We start from the raw sequence: 21203 nt of genomic DNA on the forward strand, positions 1-21203 counted from the left end.
GTTTTATCATTAACTATTCTTTCTTTGAACGAAGTCAATATATAGGAAGAAGAATAGAAAAAGCGAATATGTTCTTTGTTATCTGTCATTGTAAAAATTGCTTATAATGGTTTGCAGCTTGCCGCCGTTAGGTGGCACAGGTGCTTGTTAGGCGATTTTTTAATCACAATTTACCAAACTCATACTTTTTAGGATTATGAATTGAATTAACAAGCAAAGAGGCACTTTGGGCAATACTGCTATTCGGTGATTTTGTCAAATCCTCAAACAATGAAATATGTTGTTGGATTAAATCCATTATACTTATCTGCATAAAATTTCGGTCTATGGATTTGAATGTTTTTATATAATCAGCATCCATTATTCCATCAAAATTTTCGTCAAATAATTTCGACTTAATTTTCTCATATTTCATCAGATTACCTTTAGTTGGTTTATAATTGGTTGAATGATCAACCTGTACATTAAAATTTGCAGCTTCAAAAAGTTCATTTATGTTTTGTAATAATATGGCTTGATTCGATTTGCCTTCCATCAGCAAACAGATATAGAATTTCAATCCCCAAGGGGTAATCCTATATAGCGTTTCCTGACATTCAAGTCTATCTATCACATATTGATAATCCGACACTTCAGCAAGATTGTTGAACATCTTTATAAAGATACCTTTTAAGCCGGTTGAATTAGTTTCATATACCGTAGCAAATCTATTCCACGGAAAATTGTTCATGCACTTTAAGAAATCCATAATATTTATATTTTAATTTTTTGCGCCTAATGGTTTGACAAGGAGCTGCGTTAGCGGCTATCTTGGCTCGTTAGTAGCTTAGTTTACCTTTATCCTCATTGCGATATAAAAGGTTCATCAGCTTATTATAATTTCTCCCGTATAACAATATTTCATCATCATACACTCCATATATATTCTCATTTTCATCTGAGACTAATACCATGTGACCTGTATATATTTCGGCAAATGGAACAATGGAAGTAAGCGATAGCTTTTTCGTTAATACAGGATGCAGATATTTATATGGATAATCCTTTAACACCTTCTCCACTTGGAAATCAACATCTGATTGTGGGAAGGTAATTTTGTATCCATAAAAATAGCATAGGAAGTCTATTAGTTTATCTGTTGGGTAATAATTTGCCCGGAAATATAAATCTAATAGATAATCTGCATCAATTATCGGCTGCCCTTTCCATTGATACCGAATATGCAAATATTGTTTTACTTCTTCTTCCATATTTTGACTTTTATAATCGCACTATTGCTACTAATGGTTTGGTGAGGAACAGCGTTAAGCTGTTGGCTCGACCTTGTTAGTTGCTTACTATATTTACTTAATGATTTCAATGTCTTGAATAGGTACATAACCTATATGGGCATTAAAAATGGAATTTATTCTACACCAGGTATTTACTATTTTACTTATAACAACAGGCATTCCAAAACTAACTGCTATGCCATCTTCCCCTTCGGTAATTTTTTCTCCATCAGGTAAAGAATAAATGTAGGGACTGCATAGTATGGCACTATCTCCAACTTGTGGCGTAAAATTCGTCCTTTTAGCATTCGGGGGGCTCTGTAATATTATATTATACTGAGCTTCCATACATTTCGTAGATAAGAATAGGTATGCTTCAAAACAGTCATTACATTCATTCTCTTCAGGAAAATGCTCTATATGAAAACCCGGAGTGTCAGCATACAACTTTCCGTGAGTTTCATCTCCTCTATTATATACCCCATATATCAATCGCCCATTAGAATCATAATATGCGATACTGTGCAATGCACCCCCGTCAGCCCATCGCTTAAACACTTTCCTGATTTTGTTATCGCTATCGAAATACATAGTAAACAATATATTTGCATTCTTTATCTGACCATCATCTAAGATTTTGTATGAATGGATTTGATCAAATTCCATATATTCATTCTCTATTACTTTTCCTAAACTATCTAAAGGAACAAGGTATGCAATTCTCAAAGTCATTTTGTTTATTGCATCAATCTCTGTTTGAATAGTTTCCTTATAGTTTTGTGCAAAAGTAAAAGGTGAAAGCAAGAATAAAATATAAAGTATAATTACTCTTTTCATATTGCAACTAATGGTTTGGTGAGGAACAGCGTTAAGCTGTTGACTCGACCTTGTTATAAGCTACATTGTTCTGTTATTATATTCTTTATTATTTTAGAATCTGTGCCATTCAGCTTGTAAACGCTGCATAGTTTACTAAGAGCTTGCTGAATATCCACATCCGTTATCCCTAAATTGAACATTATACCTAAAGGTAAAAACCAAGAATCAGGAACTTGCTCATCTTCAATATTTACCATTGGGATATGACTTTCTGCATCATTTTCACAACTCAATACACACCCTCTGTCTTCTTCTTGTAGATTTCCTGTAGCATCTAATTCGGCACAATAGAAACGCTTTTCTTGGCTTTCATCATAATAGCCATAGGCGCAACGATATTCCCATAAATCTATCGAGAAGTAATAGACACCGCATTTTGCCGAAAGTCTTTTACACAATGTTTCGTAAATATATCGCAAACATTTTCCTTCAATGATATAATATCCGTTAATTAATGACGAAATCAATATCTTATCCACTCTCGGTAAAAGGTCATCAAAATAATTGTCTGCATTTTTATAAGTAGTACAAAGTATAGGGTTGTTATCCCACTGCTCATTTTCAGACAAAAGGGTTAGTCCTAATATATCTGCAACATCTTTTCTGACGTATGCAGGTATTAGGAGCCAATCAGCACAGCTAAAATATTCTTGTAATTGTTCGTTCATGATTCGGTGTATTATTGCTTATAATGGTTTGACAAGGAGCTGCGTTTAGCAGCTATCTTGGCTTGTTATCAATATATTAGAACCACTTCTTATCTCTATCCTTCATTTCCTCTAAAGTAGGATATGGATGCGTATCTCTAAATGTATATTCATCTACAAAATCCTTTAATTCAACCATTCTAAAGCCACTGAAACCATTCCCATTGATTAAGTCGGCAACCGAATCTTTTGCGACCAATACATTTTTCATCCAAAAAATATCAGGATATGCCGTTTGTTCTCTAAGTTGGAAATCAAGATACAAATATGAAGTTATAACTTTATTCATTCTCTTAATCCTGTTCGAGTTCTCCAAATCAATGAATAGGTTATATGCCAAATGCTTGAATCTTATAAAGTAATACTTTTTATCGCTTATATGAGCTAATTTTCTGGATAGCGGTGTTACTTCGCATATATCATATTCATCATAACACTTAAACTGTTTCAGAAACTCGAAAAGACAGGAAGATAATATGACCCCTTTGGAATGTGAATAATAATCGGTTTCCAACCTTTTCACATTCGAGCATATCCAATAAAAGTGGGTAGGCAATTTATAATTGTCCGTTAAGGGGACAAGCTTTCCGGCTCTCATGGGTGAATAGTTAAACCAATCGTTGCTATAAACAGGATTGTTATAAGGATTTTTAGATTTTATTTCCTCTGTAAAAGTAGAGTCAATATATGGCGGTGCTATTGGAGTACCATGCCAAGGAGTTAATAAAATTTTGAAATTTGCCATATCTTCTGTCATTGCATTCTCTTTTAATTATTGATAATGGTTAGAAAGGAGCATCGTTAGATGCTATCTTTCGTTGTTACTAACTTTATTATTTATAAGACTAATCGAATTTTTCTGCCGATTTATCAAGCTATAAACAGTTTACGAAATATTAAAATTCCTATGATTGCGATATAAATCGGAATGCAGAATATCATCCAATTAGAAATTAGCTTGTTTCTTGTGCAACCTTGATACTTCTTTTTTAATTCCAGAATTTTCTTTTTCCTGTATCGAACACAGCAATATATGATTAACAGGCATAAAGGAACGAGTAAGAAGCATAAGCTATAAAGCCCCTCTAAGAACCACGCATATTTATGTTGCATGTCATACCATTCCTTAATAGCGAAAAAGGCTATAATGAGTGATATGCCCAAGCTATAACATAAGTGGATGACAGCACTAAGGTATGGTGGGTCGCCATGCTTTTCATACATTCGATATAGTCTATAAAATATATAATCCATATTTGTTAGTAATGGTTTGGTGAGGAACAGCGTTCAGCGGTTCCCTCGACCTCGTTATAAACAATCATAATACGGTAAAAATTTATCTCCCCAAAATGCCAATATAACCATAAAGATATATGGTAATAGCAAAAATAGGATAGCCCAAATGGAGGAACATTTTTCATACGACTTATCCTGCCGGATTTTCAAATATCGCCGTTTGTAGAGATAATAAGCATACAAAACAATAAACTGAATAACAAATATGCCTGATAACCATGCAAAACCTTCTCCAAAACTATCGAAATAAGAGCACGGAGATATTCCTACGATACCCGTGTGTACCAAAAAAATATCAACCTCGTATGAAAACAAAACGAAACTAAGTATCGTTGGAGCATGCTCCGGATATATACTTGTATCCATAAAGCGAGTCATTACCTGGATTTTGTAAAATAAATATCCTAATATCCTATGTATCATCATTGTTTATAATGGGATGCAGCTTGCCGCCGTTATAGGCGGCACAGGTGCATGTTAGTCGCATATTTAACTTTCCCAAGTAATATCTAATATTTTTCCTTTATTGTCTGTATGTACTACGACTATTTCATCGGAATTTTCACTATCAATCATGTAATCCCAAACAGCATAGTGATTATCGCCGGGATAAAAACTAATTCTCTCCACCCTCTGTAGCAACAAGGATAGAAACTGTTCTTCCCTTGTTTTTGTGGAATCAGCATTTGGCAATAAATCATCAACATTATCACCCCATTCGTCAAGATGCCAACGGACATATTCATTCGTTGTGCCACCATCTTCATAATCCTTTAATATGGATTTATCTATTTCTGTCTTGTATTTAAGAAGGTTGGAAAGATAGCCTTCCAGTTCTGCCGACCAATCCTTGGGGTTGCCTTCATAATTGCAGAAGTCCAAATCCAATTCGGCATCCTTGTTACAAATCATTACATGACCTTCAAAATAGTCCTCTTCCTTATTATCTACTTCACCGAAATAAGTAATATTCTTCTTGCTCATATTCTTTTGTTTTTAATTAATTGCGACTAATGGCTTGACAAGGAGCTGCGTTTAGCAGCTAACTTGGCTTGTTAATGATATTTTCACTTTTCCAAAGATTTGAACCATTCTTCAACAAATCTCTCTTGTTCAAGTGTATTTGGAAATTCTTTAATATCAGCATAATCATATATAATGGCAGTGTCTTTTAGCAAAGCGGGCTTTCCCAATGTTAAAAGATATACCTTACTACAGGTTGCCATCATGCCAGATTGATGTGCATTTATCATTGCTCCACAACATTTTAATCCTATCCCTTTATCCAAAAGCATATCACGCAACTTTTGAAATGCGGGAAACTCGTTATCCGCACTTGCTTTATATAGGTGACTGTCTAACGATACTGATATGGTAACCATATCTTCAGTATCTACGATTGTAATAGGCAACTCAAATTCCGTATTTTCTGCCAATCTGATTGCCACAACATTTTCATTTTCAATGTATTCTTCCATAACTTCTTTTGTTTTAATTATCATTAATGGGTCGCAGCTTGCCGCCGTTAGGTGGCACAGGTGCTTGTTATCAACAATTATTCGTCCACTAAGTCAGCCAAACGATCCATTGCAGGTTGCAAATCTTCAGGAATGCCTTCTTCCCAAGAAGGAACATCTAATGCAATGCCCTCCAAAGGCGTGAACATATCTTGAGGAATGGGAACCTTAAATTCTGAAGGATTTAAGCTTGCAGTCCAGTTGTATCCATCTTGATATGAATCATAGTGGGGATTGAAAGCGTAGTGTTGGTTCTTGTAAAAGCCCGCCGTGTAATTCCGTTCAAGTGTTTGTATGATGTCATAATCTTCAAGATACCAACTGTGAGTATTTTCACATTCCTTTCGGTTTACAAACTGTTTGCTGAAATCTGGAGCCATTCGCCAATAAAGTAGCAGACATGTCCCTTTGTCTGTATCGGGTTGCTCGACAATCCATTGGATGACTTTCTTGGGATTATCAAAATTCCAACTTAAAGCCAGCATTTGGCGAATTTCCGGGTCATGTTTCTTCAAGTAATCAATGATGAGTTCTGCACTCAGTTCATCGTAAACGTCTTCATCAATACGTTCATCGCCCCAATCGTAATTTTCGTCTAAAAGTTTGTTTATAAAGTCCATAATTGTAATTTATTAATTTGTTGATAATGGTTAGAAAGGAGCATCGTCAGATGCTATCTTTCGTTGTTACTAACTTATTTATAAATCTCAATCCGGTGAATAAACACCCAATCCACAAAAGAGGATAAATAATGCCGCATAAGACTGCGAGCATATTCAATCCTCGTTCATCTCCCGTGAAGCCGTCTAAGTTGACAGCTTGCAATATGAAGTTTGTAATTTGCCAATCTAATAGACTTTGGTCTATACAGATAAAGGCAAGCAACAAAATGACAGAGCAACATTCCAATCCCAACAATAACATTATCGCTTTAGGATGCATTACATATAGTTTATAGACCTTGTTGATTAGCAATACATCTGTAATAATAAGTAAACCTAAAAAGCAATACTCCATAATGCCATATATCCCTAACAGATGACTAAAACCTAAACCACCACAAAATAATGTTATGGCTATCAGCAAAGCACTGAATGCAGTCAATGATACTATGGATTGGATAGTTTTATTCATTGTACTATTGTTAGTAATGGTTTGGTGAGAAACAACGTTAAGTTGTTTTCTCGACCTTGTTATAAACTTATCTTATTCCTTTCAACTCCTCTTTCATTTTCTCTTTTAGGTAAAAGAACAACAAAACATGCCAACACAAGTCAAAGGAGAATACGGCTTCTTCCTTTCTCCCTAATGCCTGATAGAACTTACATACATTCCGATATGCCATAAAAACAAATACAAGATAGATAGGCACCAGCATACAAAGACTTAATACCAAGACACAGACAGCTATCAGTGAATTTCTACAATAAGCTTTGTATTGTATCAATGCTTCTTCGTAATCGGAATTTTCCCAATAACCGAATGTTTTCAAATCCTCAACGCTCCAGCCTCTTTCTTTCAATAAATTAATAGCATAATCACGAATTTCATCATCATAGCCGTAACGCTTATAATTTTTTACAACATCTATTAGCTTATCATTGTCAAATCTCTTTAGAATATCAGAATCTTCCATAAAAAATTGTTTTATTGTTTATAATTTGTTTATAAATACACCTGTAGGTATAGGATATTTCGATAACCGACACCTGGCAGGTGTGTTTCCTAATCTCTAATAGCCGCACCCTACGAATCATCCAGCGAATCAAGCGGATTTGGGATTTTAGCTTTGTGTGCATTCGATGTATGAAGATATATGGCTGTAGTCTTTATGTCGTTGTGTCCCAACAGTTCCTGTATCGTGTGCAAGTCTGTCCCTTGTTCCAAAAGGTGGGTGGCAAACGAGTGGCGGAGCATGTGTACATGCACCCGGTGTTTGATGCCCGCACGTTGTGCGGCTTCTTTCAGCACTTTCACCAATGCGCTTGCCGAGTACGGTTGTCCGGGCGTTTCGCCCTCAAACAGCCATTTCTTCGGTCGGTATTCACGGAAGTACCGCCGCAGCTCTTCCAGCAGCTTGGGCGAAAGCAGCGAGTAGCGGCATTTCTTGCCCTTGCCCATGATACGCACGGACATCATTTCGCTGTTGATGTCTTTTGGTGTGAGGTTCAGCAATTCACTACGCCGCAATCCGGCTGAATAAACCAAGGAAATCATGCAGTGATGCTTGATGTTAGACAGTTGGTCGAGGATGCGTTTTATCTCGTTCTTGCTCAATACTTCCGGGACGGTCTTGTATTCTTTGGCTCGTGTGATGCCGCCGTAATACTGCCGTTTCCCGCCTTTCACCTGCTCGTAGTAGAACTTGATGGCGTTGATGCGCATATTCTGCTGTGAAACAGAAATTTTCTTTTCGTTTACAAGATAAAGAATGTACCTGTTGATGTCCGCCACTTTCAGGCGGTCGATGTTGCGCCCTTTGTGGTACTCCACGAAGTCGCTGAAATAAGCCCGGTAGGTCTTTATGGTGGATGGGCTGTAGCGTTTCTGTTCCAGCAGTTCCAGATAGCCTTCCGGCAGCGTGTATTCCCTCTTGGGTCTGGGATGCCGCACATATACCCGGCTGTAATCAATATAGGCATGGGGAGAATAGCGGTCGTAGAAATCCGACAGCTTGAAAACAGCAGCCGCCATGCAAGCGGAATCCTTGCCGGTCATTTCCACGCCTGTATCCTGGGCGAGCAGCAGGGGGATTGCCCCGTTTCCTGCATACTCTATCCGGACATAATCCACACCATCCTTTTCTTCCTTGTGAAGAACGATGCTTCCTCTTTGCCTCTGAGCCTTGTCCATGTCGTCGAATTTTGCTTCATGGCTTCAAAGGTAGTGAAAAAACGGTATATTTTGAACAATCGTTCAAAATATGGAAGTTAAAAAGACTAAACGGCGTCAGGCTTTAAGCAGGGAATAGATATAGCGGAAGTTTTTCTCCAGTTCGTCCACGTCCAGACCGTTCAGGAACGCCTGTTCGTAGGACAGTCCGAGAAACATCTGCCGGAACAGGGCTGCTGCTTTCTTCACGTCCGTGTCGCTCCCGATTTCTCCGCTTTCCTTCGCTTTCTGTATGACTTTCTCCCAAAGTTCATAGTCCAGTTGGAAAATCCGCTCGATTTTTTGCTTGATGTCCGGATAGTACATGCGCACTTGCGAGAGAAAATGGAAATAATAGGAATTAAGGCTGCAATCATGCGGGCTGTGGTTATCGCCAATCAGTTCGAGAATCCTTTTCATGGAAGCGGCTACTCCCGCCACGTATTGCCCGATAAATTCCGCCAACGTATCGGCGGGAGCGGCAAACTTGTTGTCCGGCTTGTGTATTTGCAGCACATACTTGTCCACCACAGCCATGAACAAGTCCAGCTTGTGCGGAAAATAATAGACGATGCCCGTCTTGGTCAGTCCGCAGGCTCTGGCAAGCGTGATGATGCTTGCCTTCTCATAATTCATTCGGACAAATACCCCGAATGCCCTGTCAATGATTTCTTCCCGGTTGGTTATCATGCTGATGCGTAGGTTTATGTTTTTTGGTCAGCGAAGATAAGGAAAATCGGCGAGAATCCGATGCGGTAGGGGCAAGTTTCTTGTTTATCGTACCTGTTATAAATTAAAGATTGCCAAAGCCAACAGCCCCACAAAAGGAGTGAGCATAAACAGGTAAGCCCACAGACTTGTGGTATGCTCATAAGTCTTCTTCTGCATAATTCGATAATCTCTACTCTTGTATCGGTAGTAGAAGTATAGGCTGAGCCATATTGCCAAGCCGCCTCCATAAACAACCAAAAGTACGGCCCCCATATCCTTATACGGAGGATAGCCCATAATGATATAATGGTATAGAATCCAGAAATCTACGATATAAAAGAAGATAACTCCTGTCATTACGAAAGGGACATGTACGTTCAGGCTACTCGTGTCTGAATAACGGGTAATCCTCTGAATCTTGTAGTACAAGTATTCCATTATCTGATGAAAGGTTTTCATGCGAAGTATCTGCTTGCGATTACGTATTCCTTTATATTTTCAGTGGTCGTTATCCTAATCCCGCCGCTCCAAAGATACAAAAAGAATCAGAGAAACAGACCGGGCGGTTAGAAAAAGTCGCTGATTATCCATTCCGATTTGCCAAATATCCGCAAATGGACAGATATATTCCATAAATCACAATAGACAACCCCATATAAACGAATGCTCTATGCGGGAATATATCCAGATGATTGCTCCACAGCAGCACGGGCATTATTACCGGGAGGACAATCAGGAGTTTTTTTCGGGTAAGCCGCAGGATGAACATGCCTGCCAGCAAGGTCAAGAACAGGATGACAATGCTGAACCGGAAAAGGATGCCTATCGAAACGTCCATGTGCACAATCGGTTTGCATACATTGATTTGATTGAGGCATACGCAATATGTCGCACAGCAGATTATATTCAATATGACAGGGACAAGTATTTTCATGTTATTCAATACCGTACAGCTTCTTTTTGGCGCAGACAAAAGAATTCCAATCCTGGAAAAGTTCTTTGATGCGGTTCACATATTTGTTGCCTTTCTTGTAGTCCCAATCCCAATGTACCCAAACCGTGTGGTATTTCTGGTTCGTGTCCACCGAATAGTGGTGCGTTTCCATTAGGATATCGTCAATGTGGTTCCTGAAATCTTGGATATTGTCCCAAGTGGAGAACACCGGGTCGTATTCCTCGCCCTCCTTGAAATCCTTCGTCATATACTTTGTTTCTTTGTAATAGGTGCGGGATATGGATTCGTATTTCACCAAAGTGTCCAGCGGCAATGTCTCAATGTCGTATTTCTCCACCATCTTGCGCAATTCGCAGGTGTCGCAGGGTGCATTGCTTACTACAAAGGCTTCGTGTTTCATGCCATCGTTCAGTCTTGTGAGAATCGGATAAAACTCCGTCGGCTTGTCGGGATTGTACCCACAAGCCAGCCATTTCCACATCAGCAGACCGACTGCGAGAATGGTCAGGATAAGTATTGTTCGCTTTTTCATGGGCAACTTGGATTTAGAAAAAAATATCAACTTATTTATCAGTCTTTGATTGTAAGATATACCGTAAGCCCCAACAGTATTCCGTCTTGCTGTGGCTCTGGTAGCAATTATTCTCGTCCAAATAAATATCCAGCTTCCAAAAGTCCAAATCCTCTTTGCGAATGACATCACCGTAGTTATCTATGAAAACAGCCGCCTCGTCATCCTCGTTCCAACTCCAAAGGTAGGGCAACCTGTAGCGGACAGTATGATTTTCGATATACAGTTTCTCCAAATCCCCATCTGCCGTGCAAACTATCTTTCCCAAATACTTGCTTTCTTGTGGGGTATGGAAGATAATGGTCGGATGAAACTCACGATATAGCCACCCCGACAGCACGAGGGCTGCTATAACGGCTATTGTCTTCATCAATCCTTTATGTTGTTTCAATCGGACAGTCATATTTCCTGCGATTTGTAATACTAATGTTCAATTGCGATTCCCAAAGATATGAAAAGAATCGGAAGCACAGACCGGACGGTCGGATATTTTTGCAAAAGAAGCGGGCGGACACTTCACGCCACCCCATAGCCACTTGCCTCCCGTCCGCCGATTTCCCATTGCCCGGCAAGGCAGCCCGTTTACTTTCGTGCCGCAATCAATTTATTGTTTCACGATTTAATTCATTTGTATATGGACAACCTCAAGGACATGAAAGACGAAGTGCTGGTAATGACCAACGCTTCCGACGGTAACAAGCCCCATGTGGTAGAGCGCATCGAACAGGACGGCTCATTGAAGACCCAGCCGCTGGCAAAGGCCAAGCCCGACGGCGATTTCCTGAAAATCGGCCGCAGCGAATCCATCCTCGAAGCCTTCTTCTCCAATTTCAAACGGCAGTTTGACAACCCGTCCGACTTCCGTTTCTACCACATCCCGGCGGAACTGCTTGCTGCCGCCAAGGATATGGCGGACTTGTTCCGCAAGCCGGAAGAGAACGCGGCCATGATTGACGGGTACAGGTTAGACCCGGAACAGCACGTACAGAAACAGGACTTGCGGCAGGCTCCCGCCACCGAAGAACCCGCCCCGCAGCAATCCACGAAGTGGAGCATGGAGCAGGTGGACTGGCAGCAGCTCGCACGCATGGGCATCACGCCCGAATCGTTGGGCGAAATCGGTACGGCACGGTTGCTCAACGGGCATGAATCCGCCGTACTGGACATCAAGACCAGTTTCGAGGGCATCAGCCTCGAAACGCCTGCCTGCATCCGGCTGGTGGAATCGCCCGACGGGAAACCCGTGCTCAACATCGAGTGCTGCAGGCAACGCCCGGAACTGGGCGAATACATGGGCACTGAACTTCCTCAGGAGGTGCAGGACAGCTTGCTCAAAACACACAATGCCGGACGTCCTATCGACATCCGCCAGCCCGATGGCACGGTAGAAACCTGCCTTCTTTCCTTCAACCCCAAGACCAACCGCCTGCACCACCTTCCCATTCAGGATATGAAGCAGGTGCGCGAAATCAACGGGGTCGCGCTGACCGAAGACCAGGGACTACGGCTGATGAACGGCGAGTCCGTACTGGTCGAGGGCATGTGGTCTGAGCGAAGGCAGAAACATTACGACGCACGCCTCCAGTACAACGTCTGCAAGGGCGGCTTCGATTACGACTTCCGGGGGCTGAACCGCAAGGTGGAGCAGGGGCAGAGCCAGAGCGGACAGCGCGAAATCATCATCCCGCAGAAGCTGAAAGGGGTGGAACTGAGCCAGGAACAGAAAGATGCGTTGAAAGCGGGCAAAGCTGCCTATGTCAAGGGCATGTCCGACGGCGTCGGAGGCACGTTCAACGCCTATGTACGCCCCAACTACGAGAAGATGAAGTTCGACTTCTTCCGCTGGAATCCCGACAAGAGCAAGAAGCAGTCGCAAGGTCAGGCAGAAACACAGGCACAAAAGCCTGCACAGGCCGCCACGCAGAACCGCCGTATCCGGAAGTCGGAGAAAAAGGGAGTCGGTGCATCACTCTAATTACTTACCTATAATATATAAGTGTATATGAAGAATGTTATCATCGCAGAAAAGCCGTCGGTGGCGCAAAGCATCGCGGCGATTGTAGGAGCCGAACAGCGGAAGGACGGCTATCTGGAAGGCAACGGCTGTGCCGTAACATGGGCTTTCGGGCATCTGGTCGGGCTGGCCATGCCCGAAGCCTACGGGTTTGCCGGTTTCCGGCAGGAGAACCTGCCCATACTGCCAGCCCAATTCACGCTCATCCCCCGCCAGAAGCGTGAGGGGAAGGAATACAAGGACGACCCCGGCGTAGTGCGCCAGTTGAACATCATCAAAGGACTGTTTGAGGGTGGCGACCGCATCATCGTGGCGACTGATGCCGGACGCGAAGGGGAGCTGATATTCAGATATATCTACCATTATTTAGGCTGCACCAAACCGTTTGTCCGCCTGTGGATAAGCAGCCTGACCGACAAGGCCATCCGCGAAGGGATGGAACGGTTGCTGCCGGGCAGCAATTATGATAATCTCTACCTTTCCGCCAAGGCACGCAGCGAAGCGGACTGGCTCATCGGCATCAACGGCTCGCAGGCGCTCAGCCTTGCCGCCGGGCGGGGCGTGTTCTCGCTCGGACGGGTACAGACACCCACATTGGCCATGATTTGCTCCCGTTATCTGGAGAACAAGTCGTTTGCCCCGAAGAAGTACATGCAGATACGCATCACGGTGGAGAAGGATGGCATTGCGTTCCATGCCACAGCGGAACAGCGTTACGAGAACAAAGCCGCCGCAGACAGTGCGTTGGGCGAAATGAAAGCGTGCGGCACGCTCCGCATAACGGCACTTGCCCGGCGGGAGGTCAAAGAAGAACCTCCGCTGCTCTATGACCTGACCGCCCTTCAGCGGGATGCCAACACCCGGCTGGACTTCTCCGCCGACCGCACGCTCTCCCTTGCGCAAAGCCTGTACGAGAAAAAGGTGCTGAGCTATCCGCGCACCGGCAGCCGGTACATTTCCGAAGACGTGTTCGACGAAATCCCCTCGCGCATCGCCCTCTTGCGGCAACATCCGCGTTTCGGGCAGTATGCCGCGTCGCTTTCCGGAGCACCGCTCAACCGCCGCAGCGTGGACGGAGGGAAAGTGACCGACCACCATGCGCTGATTGTAACCGAAAACCTGCCCTCCGGCCTTTCCAAAGACGAACAGGCTATCTACGACATGGTAGCCGCCCGCCTGCTCGAAGCCTTTTCCGCCCCCTGCATCAAGGAGGTAACGGAAATCCATGCGGCGGTGGGCAGCAGCGAAGCGCAGGCCAAAGGCACGGTGGTCAAGTCCGCCGGATGGCGTGCCGTGCGCGGCGAAAAGGAAGAGGACGACGGCGGGGGTATGGCACTCCCAAATCTGGAACAGGACGAGACGCTCCCGGTAAAGGCACTCGAAGCGGTAGAGCGGCAGACCAAACCCAAGCCGCTGCACACCGAAAGCTCGCTGCTCTCGGCGATGGAGCATTGCGGCCGGGAGATTGACGACGAGCAGCTACGGGCGAGCATCCGCGAGACGGGCATCGGAACCCCTGCCACCCGTGCTGCCGTCATCGAAACGCTGTTCGCACGCGGTTATATCCAGAGGGAGAAGAAAAGCCTCGTGCCCACGGACAAGGGCATGGCGGTCTATGAAACGGTGAAGGACAAGAAGATTGCCAACGTGGAAATGACCGCCGCATGGGAGGACACGCTGGCACGCATCGAATCGGGCGAGGCCGATGCTGCCGCCTTCCGGCGCGACATCGAGGCTTACACCGCGCAGATTGTTACCGAGTTGCTGGAAAGCAAAGTGTCCGTTGCTGCCCCGGAGGGGGAATACCCGTGCCCCAAATGCCGGAACAGCCGGGTGCTGTTCTTCCCCAAGGTCGTCAAATGCGCCGATGTGGACTGTGGCTTTACCCTCTTCCGTAACAAGGGCGGCAAGGAACTGTCGGACAAACAGCTTGCCGAACTCCTGACCAAAGGCAGAACCGGTGTTATCAAAGGCTTCAAAAGCAGGGAGGGCAAGGCTTTCGACGCTTCATTGGTATTGCGTCCCGACTTCTCCGTGGGCTACGAGTTTGCCGACAAGAAACCATCCAAAGGCAAATCTGCCAAGCGGAAATAACCATCCGGATATCAACCCGGACTTGATGCAGGATAAGTCCGTACCTCATGTACCATCAGTCCGGAACTTATCCTGTATGCCAATTACTATTGTTTCGTTTAACTTGTAAAGAAGAAAAATCATGAATCCGAACAAACCGAACATCCCGGCTCCGGCAGTTGAGCCGGACGAACTTTCCTATTACCGCCTTACCCTGTTGTCCTACCTCCGCGAATCGCATCCCGAACGGGCTGCCGACGATGCTTTTATCCGCGCGCGTGCCGACCTTGCCGCCGAAGCGTTCAGCAATGCCGTCAGGTCGGGCATGAATTATGACGAAGCTGTCAGGCAGGCGGACGAGGTGCTGTTCCAGGGTCTGCACTTTTCCCGGCTCGACACGCTCATCACCGTGCTGTGGAACGAGTTCGCCGATGAGGTACCCGCAGGCCGCGCCCGCGAGGTGGCACTCCAGCTCCTGCCCGAATGCGGCAGGGTGTTCAGCGGTTACGACCTGAGCGACGGTTTTGAGTTTACCCCCGACTTCGACCGGCTGTGCGGGGAACTGGCCGGTGTAATCTCAATCTGGCTCGAAGAAAATGGCATATAACAAGAAGGCACATCTTAGGGACAACATCGAGGCCATCCGCCTGATGTTCCGTCTGGAACAGGAGAGGCGTGCCGCCACACCGGAGGAGCAGACGGTATTGGCCGCCTATTCCGGTTTCGGGGGCATCAAGGCGGTGCTGTCCCCTTTCGGCAAGCTCACCGACATCCTCCGCTGGACGCAGAGCGACCGCGAACTCTTTCCCCTTGTGTCGGAACTGCATGGCGTGCTCCGCGAGGGGGCGACGGATGAACGGGAATACAAACGGCTGGTGGACAGTGTGAAGGCATCCACCTTTACCGCGTTCTATACACCGCCGGAAATCATCGGTGCACTGGCATCCTCATTAAGTGAGCATGGCGTGTCGCCGCACCGCTTCCTTGACCCGTCATCGGGCACGGGTAACTTCATTACCGCTTTCCAATCGCATCTTTTCACGGCCACCGCCCAGCCCGAAATGGCGGCATACGAAAAGGATTTGCTGACCGGGCGTATCCTCCGGCAGCTTCAGCCCGGTACGGATGTCCGTGTGCAAGGCTTCGAGGAGCTTCCCCCGCAGGACAACGGGCGGTTCGACGTGGCGGCGAGCAACATCCCCTTCGGCGACATCCGCGTATTTGACCCGTTGATGGACGATGGTACGGCACGGCGTTTCGCGCTCGGTTCCCTGCACAACTATTTCTTCGTCAAGGGGCTGGATGCCGTGCGCGAGGGCGGCATCGTGGCTTTCATCACCTCACAAGGGGTGATGAACTCCGCGATGGGCACGCCCGTGCGCCAGTACCTCATGCAGCGGGCACGGCTTTTGTCCGCCGTTCGCCTGCCCAACAATCTCTTTACCGACTATGCCGGTACGGAGGTGGGCAGCGACCTCATTGTGTTGCAGAAGGACACGGCATCCGGAAGGGAATACACCGGCCTTGAAAAAGCCTTCGTGGAAGTCAGCACGCAGGCCGACGGCACAACCCAGAATGAATACTTCGAGCGTACCGCCGCCATTGTCCATACGCGCGGCCATGTGGGAACCGACCCTTACGGCAAACCGGCACGCGTCTTCCTGCATGACGGGGGCATGGATGCCATCGCCGCAGACCTGAAATGGATGCTGGACAAGAACCTGTCGGAAAACCTCGACCTTGACCTTTATCTCCGCTTCTCGCCGGTGCGCGAGTTGCGCGAACTGGCGGAAGTACGGGCGGAAAGTCTTCAGGAACGCATTGCACAGGTGCGGGCGTTATCCAAGCCGGAACAGCAGCGTGTCACGACGGAAACGCCGGAGGCGGTTGTGGAAGAACCGCCCATTGTCCGCTCTGAACCGGAGAAACCCGTCACGCAGGAGCCACTGATGTCCCTGTATGACCTTTTCGGCTTCACACAGGAGGAACGGCAGGCGTTCAGCACCGGACGGAAGCCCAAGCGGAAGAAGAAGCAGGACACCCCGCAGCTCTCCCTGTTCGACATTGTGGAACCGCTCAGCGGCCAGTCCGTACCCGGCAAAGGGGATGCCATTGCCGCATCGCCCGCAGAAAAGCCGGCCCGGACTGCACAGCCCGAACCGGCAGCCGCACCCCAAGCCCCGTCGGAAGAAGAACTTCGGGAACGGGAGCGCCGCCGGGCGGAGGAAGAGGCCGCACGGCAGGAGCGCATGAAGCCACGCCCCTTCACCGGTGAAAGGCTGGAACATTACCGGAACGGCTCACTGGTGAATATGGACGGACAGATTGGCTACCTCTCCGACATGGATAGAATCCCCGTGTTCCAGCCGCTGGAACTGCCTGCCCGCCAGCAGCAGCGTGCCGCATCCTACATTGAACTTCGCGACACTTACCACCGCCTGTACAACGACGAAGCGGAACACCGGCAGGAGAACGGGGAACTGCGTGCGGGCCTGAACGGGCTGTACGAAGGCTTTGTCCGTCAGTTCGGCAACCTGAACGACAAGAAGAACATCGACCTGTTCCGCATGGATGCCGATAACCGGGAAATCCTCGCCTTGGAGCGTTACACCGACGGCAAGGCGGTCAAGGCCGACATCTTTGACCATCCCGTGTCGTACAACGTGAACGAGATTACCCACACCGACGATGTGCACGAGGCATTGGCGGCCTCGCTCAACAAATATGGCGAGGCAGACATGGAATATATGGAATCGCTCACCGACAAGCCGCAGGCACAATTGCTGGATGAACTGCGCGGCAGGGTGTTCTACAACCCGCTGGCGAAGCGTTTCGAGATTGCCGACCGCTTCATCGCGGGCAATGTCGTGGCAAAGGCGGAGTATATCGGGGAATACTTGCAGACACATCCCGACGATGCCGAATCGCGCGTTTCGCTTGAAGCATTGCGTAAGGCGGCACCGGTACCCATTCCTTTTGAGGAACTGGACTTCAACTTCGGCGAACGCTGGATACCGGCTGCCGTGTACAGCCGCTATGCCTCATGGCTGTTCGACACCGACGTGTCCGTCCGCTACAACGCCAGCGCGGACGAGTACAATATCCGTGCCTCCGAACTCAGCCCGCGTATCTATAACCAGTATGCAGTCCGTTCCGAAACGCGCCTGTTCAACGGCGTGGCCCTCATGCGCCACGCCATCCACAACACCACGCCCAACATCACCAAGACCGTCACGGACAAGGACGGCAAGGACATCAAGGTGCGCGACCCCGAAGCCACGCAACTGGCCAACAGCAAGATTGACGAGATACGTGAAGGCTTCTCCGACTGGCTTATGGAGCAGTCGCCGGAGTTCAAGAAGAAGCTGGAGGACATGTACAACCGCAAGTTCAACTGTTTCGTGCGCCCCAAGTTCGACGGCAGCCACCAGACCTTTCCAGACCTTGACTTGAAAGGGCTGGGCATCAAGGATTTGTATCCATCTCAGAAAGACTGTATCTGGATGCTGAAGATGAACGGCGGCGGCATCGCTGACCATGAGGTGGGTGGCGGCAAGACGCTGATAATGTGCGTCGCCGCCTACGAGATGAAGCGGCTCGGATTGGCGCACAAGCCGCTCATTACCGGCCTGAAGGCGAACATCCACGAGATTGCGCAGACCTTCCGCACCGCCTATCCCCATGCCAAGATACTCTATCCGGGCAAGGAGGACTTCACGCCCGACCGCCGCGTGGAAATCTTCAACCAGATGAAGAACAACGACTGGGATGCCATCATCCTCTCGCACGAGCAGTTCGGCATGATACCGCAGTCGCCCGAAATCCAGCGCGACATCTTGCAGCAGGAACTGGACAGCGTGGAGGAAAACTTGGAAGTCTTGCACCAGTTAGGCAGCGAGGTAACCAATGCCCAACTCAAGGGCGCGGAAAAGCGCAAGATGAACTTGGAAGTCAAGCTCAAGGAGCTGACGCACGAGATAGAAACCCGCAAGGATGATGTGGCGGACTTCAAGCGCATGGGCATCGACCACATCTTTGTCGATGAGAGCCACCGCTTTAAGAACCTCATGTTCACCACGCGCCACGACCGTGTGGCGGGGCTGGGCAACTCGGAGGGCAGCCAGCGTGCGCTCAACATGCTCTTTGCCATCCGCACCATCCAGCAGCGCACCGGCAAGGACTTGGGAGCCACATTCCTGTCGGGTACGACCATCAGCAACTCACTGACCGAGCTGTACCTCCTGTTCAAATACCTGCGCCCCAACGAACTGGAGCGGCAGGGCATCCGCTCCTTCGACGCATGGGCGGCGGTGTTCGCACGCAAGTCCATTGACTATGAGTTTTCCGTGACCAACGAGATTGTGCAGAAGGAACGCTTCCGCTATTTCATCAAGGTGCCCGAACTCGCCTCGTTCTATTCCGAGATTACCGACTTCCGCACGGCGGAGGACATCGGCATCGACCGCCCGAAGAAGAACGAGATACTGCACAACATTGCGCCCACGCCCGACCAGCAGGAGTTCATCGCCAAGCTCATGCAGTTCGCCAAGACCGGCAACGCCACCGTATTGGGCCGTCCGCCGCTGACCGAGAAGGAAGAAAAGGCCAAGATGCTCATCGCCACCGACTATGCCCGCAAGATGTCGCTTGACATGCGGCTCATCGACCCGCTGAAATATGACGACGACCGCGACAACAAGGCGACCCACTGCGCCGACATGATTGCGCAGTATTACAACCGATACGCCGAGCATAAGGGCACGCAGTTCGTGTTCAGCGACTTGGGCACGTACAAGTCCGACCAGTGGAACCCGTACAGCGAAATCAAGCGCAAGCTGGTGGAAGACCACGGCATCCCCGAAGACCAGATACGCTTCATTCAGGAAGCCAAGACCGAGAAGAAGCGCAAGGCGATGATTGAGGCGATGAACGAGGGGCGCATCCGCGTGCTGTTCGGCTCCACCGAGATGCTGGGCACGGGTGTCAATGCGCAGAAAAGATGCGTGGCCATCCATCACTTGGACGCACCGTGGCGCCCAAGCGACCTCCAGCAGCGCGACGGGCGCGGCATCCGCAAGGGCAACGAGGTGGCGAAGCTCTATGCCGATAACAAGGTCGATGTCATCATCTATGCGGTGGAGAAATCATTGGACAGCTACAAGTTCAACCTGCTCCACAACAAGCAGCTTTTCATCACCCAGCTCAAGCAGAACCGCATGGGCAGCCGCACCATCGACGAGGGCAGCATGGACGAGAAGGGGGGCATGAACTACTCCGAGTATGTGGCCATCCTCTCCGGCAACACAGACCTTTTGGACAAGGCGCGTCTGGAGAAGAAGATTGCCGGACTGGAGGGCGAGCGCAAGGCGTTCCAGCGCAGCAAGGGCGATTCGCGCATCCGGTTGGAGACCCTGTTGGCCAACCAAGCCTCCAACAGCGACATCATCGCGAGGGCGCGGCAGGACATGGCCGACTTCGAGAGCCGCGTGCAGTACGACAAGGACGGCAAGAAGCTCAACCCGCTGAAGATTGACGGGGTAACGGGCAGCGACCCCAAAGTCATTGCCGCCCGACTGCACGAGATAGAGGACAAGGAGCGCACGCACGGTCAGCCGGTTCCCATCGGCTCCCTCTACGGCTTTGAAATCGTGGTCAAGACCGACACCACCGTCAAGGAGGGATTGGACTTCTGCGAGAACCGCTTCTTCGTGCGCGGCACGGGCAAGCTCCTGTACAACTACAACAACGGACGCTTGGCAGCCGACCCGCAGACCGCCTGCCGGAATTTCATCAACGCCTTTGACAGCATCCCCCGCCTGATAGAGAAATACACGCGGGACAATGCCGACATCGAGAAGGAAATCCCCGTCCTGAAGCAGGTCGTGGACGAAACATGGAAAAAAGAGGATGAGTTGAAGCAACTCAAGGCCGAGCTTGCCACGCTTGACCGCAAGATATTGCTCTCCTTGAAATCCGTCGATGCGCAGGAGGCCAACACTGAAGGGGTAACGGAAATCCGGCCGGAGCCGCAAGCTCCATCGGTGGCGCAACCCGCTCCCTCAATGCCCGGCGACCCTGCCGTCCCGGCAGCATCCGAACCATACGTCCACCGTATGCCCGACTACATGGCACATGCGGCGGAGCGCAAACCGCCGGTGCTGTCAGCCATGCCCAAGACCATCAGCATCAAGGAGCTGATGAGCGCGGGCAAGGAAAAGGTCGTAATCGGCGGCATCCCCCAACCGGAAGACGGCACGGAGAAGCCGCAGGAAAAACCGAAATGGAGGATGAAGCTGTGAGCGGGGTACACTTAATGAAAAACTTGGCAACTACATATA

At 48.0% G+C, this 21203-nt stretch carries 20 protein-coding genes; 4 read left to right on the plus strand and 16 right to left on the minus strand.

All coding sequences use genetic code 11. The annotated features are described in order from the left end of the window. Positions 1-163: 163 nt before the first annotated feature. The 16 genes from H6A61_RS06850 to H6A61_RS06920 form a co-directional block, all read right to left on the minus strand. Positions 164-748, minus strand: a complete 585-nt coding sequence (locus H6A61_RS06850) for a hypothetical protein (RefSeq protein WP_013616532.1) — start codon at positions 746-748, stop codon at positions 164-166. A gap of 70 nt (positions 749-818) precedes the next feature. After that, positions 819-1250: a hypothetical protein gene (locus H6A61_RS06855; protein WP_204392318.1), complete on the minus strand. Its 432-nt coding sequence runs from the start codon at positions 1248-1250 to the stop codon at positions 819-821. Between the two features lie 93 nt (positions 1251-1343). Further along, positions 1344-2108 carry a hypothetical protein gene (locus H6A61_RS06860; RefSeq protein ID WP_239469133.1) on the minus strand — a complete coding sequence of 255 codons (765 nt, stop codon included), beginning with the start codon at positions 2106-2108 and terminating at the stop codon, positions 1344-1346. Positions 2109-2161: 53 nt separating this feature from the next. Beyond that, positions 2162-2818, minus strand: coding sequence for a hypothetical protein (locus H6A61_RS06865; RefSeq protein WP_204392320.1), 657 nt, complete (start codon positions 2816-2818; stop codon positions 2162-2164). A 76-nt stretch (positions 2819-2894) separates the two neighbouring features. Beyond that, positions 2895-3614 carry an Imm43 family immunity protein gene (locus H6A61_RS06870; RefSeq protein ID WP_204392322.1) on the minus strand — a complete coding sequence of 240 codons (720 nt, stop codon included), beginning with the start codon at positions 3612-3614 and terminating at the stop codon, positions 2895-2897. 1028 nt (positions 3615-4642) lie between these two features. Beyond that, complete coding sequence (locus H6A61_RS06875) at positions 4643-5137, minus strand: DUF2004 domain-containing protein (RefSeq protein ID WP_013619113.1); 495 nt, start codon at positions 5135-5137, stop codon at positions 4643-4645. A gap of 83 nt (positions 5138-5220) precedes the next feature. Then, entirely contained in the window at positions 5221-5631 is a 411-nt protein-coding gene (locus tag H6A61_RS06880) for a hypothetical protein (RefSeq protein ID WP_239469134.1), read from the minus strand. A 77-nt stretch (positions 5632-5708) separates the two neighbouring features. After that, complete coding sequence (locus H6A61_RS06885) at positions 5709-6290, minus strand: DUF4274 domain-containing protein (protein ID WP_204392326.1); 582 nt, start codon at positions 6288-6290, stop codon at positions 5709-5711. 46 nt (positions 6291-6336) lie between these two features. Beyond that, positions 6337-6804, minus strand: a complete 468-nt coding sequence (locus H6A61_RS16180) for a hypothetical protein (RefSeq protein WP_346342331.1) — start codon at positions 6802-6804, stop codon at positions 6337-6339. A gap of 67 nt (positions 6805-6871) precedes the next feature. Next, positions 6872-7306, minus strand: coding sequence for a hypothetical protein (locus tag H6A61_RS06890; protein WP_005650150.1), 435 nt, complete (start codon positions 7304-7306; stop codon positions 6872-6874). Between the two features lie 110 nt (positions 7307-7416). After that, positions 7417-8523: a tyrosine-type recombinase/integrase gene (locus tag H6A61_RS06895; protein WP_204392328.1), complete on the minus strand. Its 1107-nt coding sequence runs from the start codon at positions 8521-8523 to the stop codon at positions 7417-7419. 96 nt (positions 8524-8619) lie between these two features. Next, entirely contained in the window at positions 8620-9231 is a 612-nt protein-coding gene (locus tag H6A61_RS06900; RefSeq protein ID WP_055096353.1) for a TetR/AcrR family transcriptional regulator, read from the minus strand. A gap of 96 nt (positions 9232-9327) precedes the next feature. After that, positions 9328-9711, minus strand: coding sequence for a hypothetical protein (locus H6A61_RS06905; protein WP_204392330.1), 384 nt, complete (start codon positions 9709-9711; stop codon positions 9328-9330). Between the two features lie 209 nt (positions 9712-9920). Then, entirely contained in the window at positions 9921-10109 is a 189-nt protein-coding gene (locus H6A61_RS06910; protein WP_204392332.1) for a hypothetical protein, read from the minus strand. A gap of 78 nt (positions 10110-10187) precedes the next feature. Continuing rightward, a complete protein-coding gene (locus tag H6A61_RS06915; RefSeq protein ID WP_204392334.1) occupies positions 10188-10739 on the minus strand; it encodes a hypothetical protein in 552 nt (183 codons plus the stop codon). Between the two features lie 31 nt (positions 10740-10770). Continuing rightward, a complete protein-coding gene (locus H6A61_RS06920; RefSeq protein ID WP_204392336.1) occupies positions 10771-11181 on the minus strand; it encodes a hypothetical protein in 411 nt (136 codons plus the stop codon). A gap of 231 nt (positions 11182-11412) precedes the next feature. Here H6A61_RS06920 and H6A61_RS06925 point away from each other — a divergent pair, with 231 nt between their 5' ends. The 4 genes from H6A61_RS06925 (at position 11413) to H6A61_RS06940 (ending at position 21164) form a co-directional block, all read left to right on the plus strand. Further along, a complete protein-coding gene (locus H6A61_RS06925; protein WP_204392338.1) occupies positions 11413-12753 on the plus strand; it encodes a DUF3945 domain-containing protein in 1341 nt (446 codons plus the stop codon). Between the two features lie 27 nt (positions 12754-12780). Then, entirely contained in the window at positions 12781-14886 is a 2106-nt protein-coding gene (gene topB / locus H6A61_RS06930) for a type IA DNA topoisomerase (RefSeq protein WP_204392340.1), read from the plus strand. Positions 14887-15007: 121 nt separating this feature from the next. Further along, positions 15008-15472, plus strand: a complete 465-nt coding sequence (locus H6A61_RS06935; protein WP_204392342.1) for a DUF1896 domain-containing protein — start codon at positions 15008-15010, stop codon at positions 15470-15472. Then, positions 15462-21164: an N-6 DNA methylase gene (locus H6A61_RS06940; RefSeq protein WP_204392344.1), complete on the plus strand. Its 5703-nt coding sequence runs from the start codon at positions 15462-15464 to the stop codon at positions 21162-21164. The genes H6A61_RS06935 and H6A61_RS06940 overlap by 11 nt, the downstream gene beginning before the upstream one ends. Positions 21165-21203 lie beyond the last annotated feature (39 nt).

Origin of the sequence: Bacteroides caecigallinarum, from assembly GCF_016901995.1 — a bacterium.
Taxonomy (GTDB): domain Bacteria; phylum Bacteroidota; class Bacteroidia; order Bacteroidales; family Bacteroidaceae; genus Phocaeicola; species Phocaeicola cellulolyticus.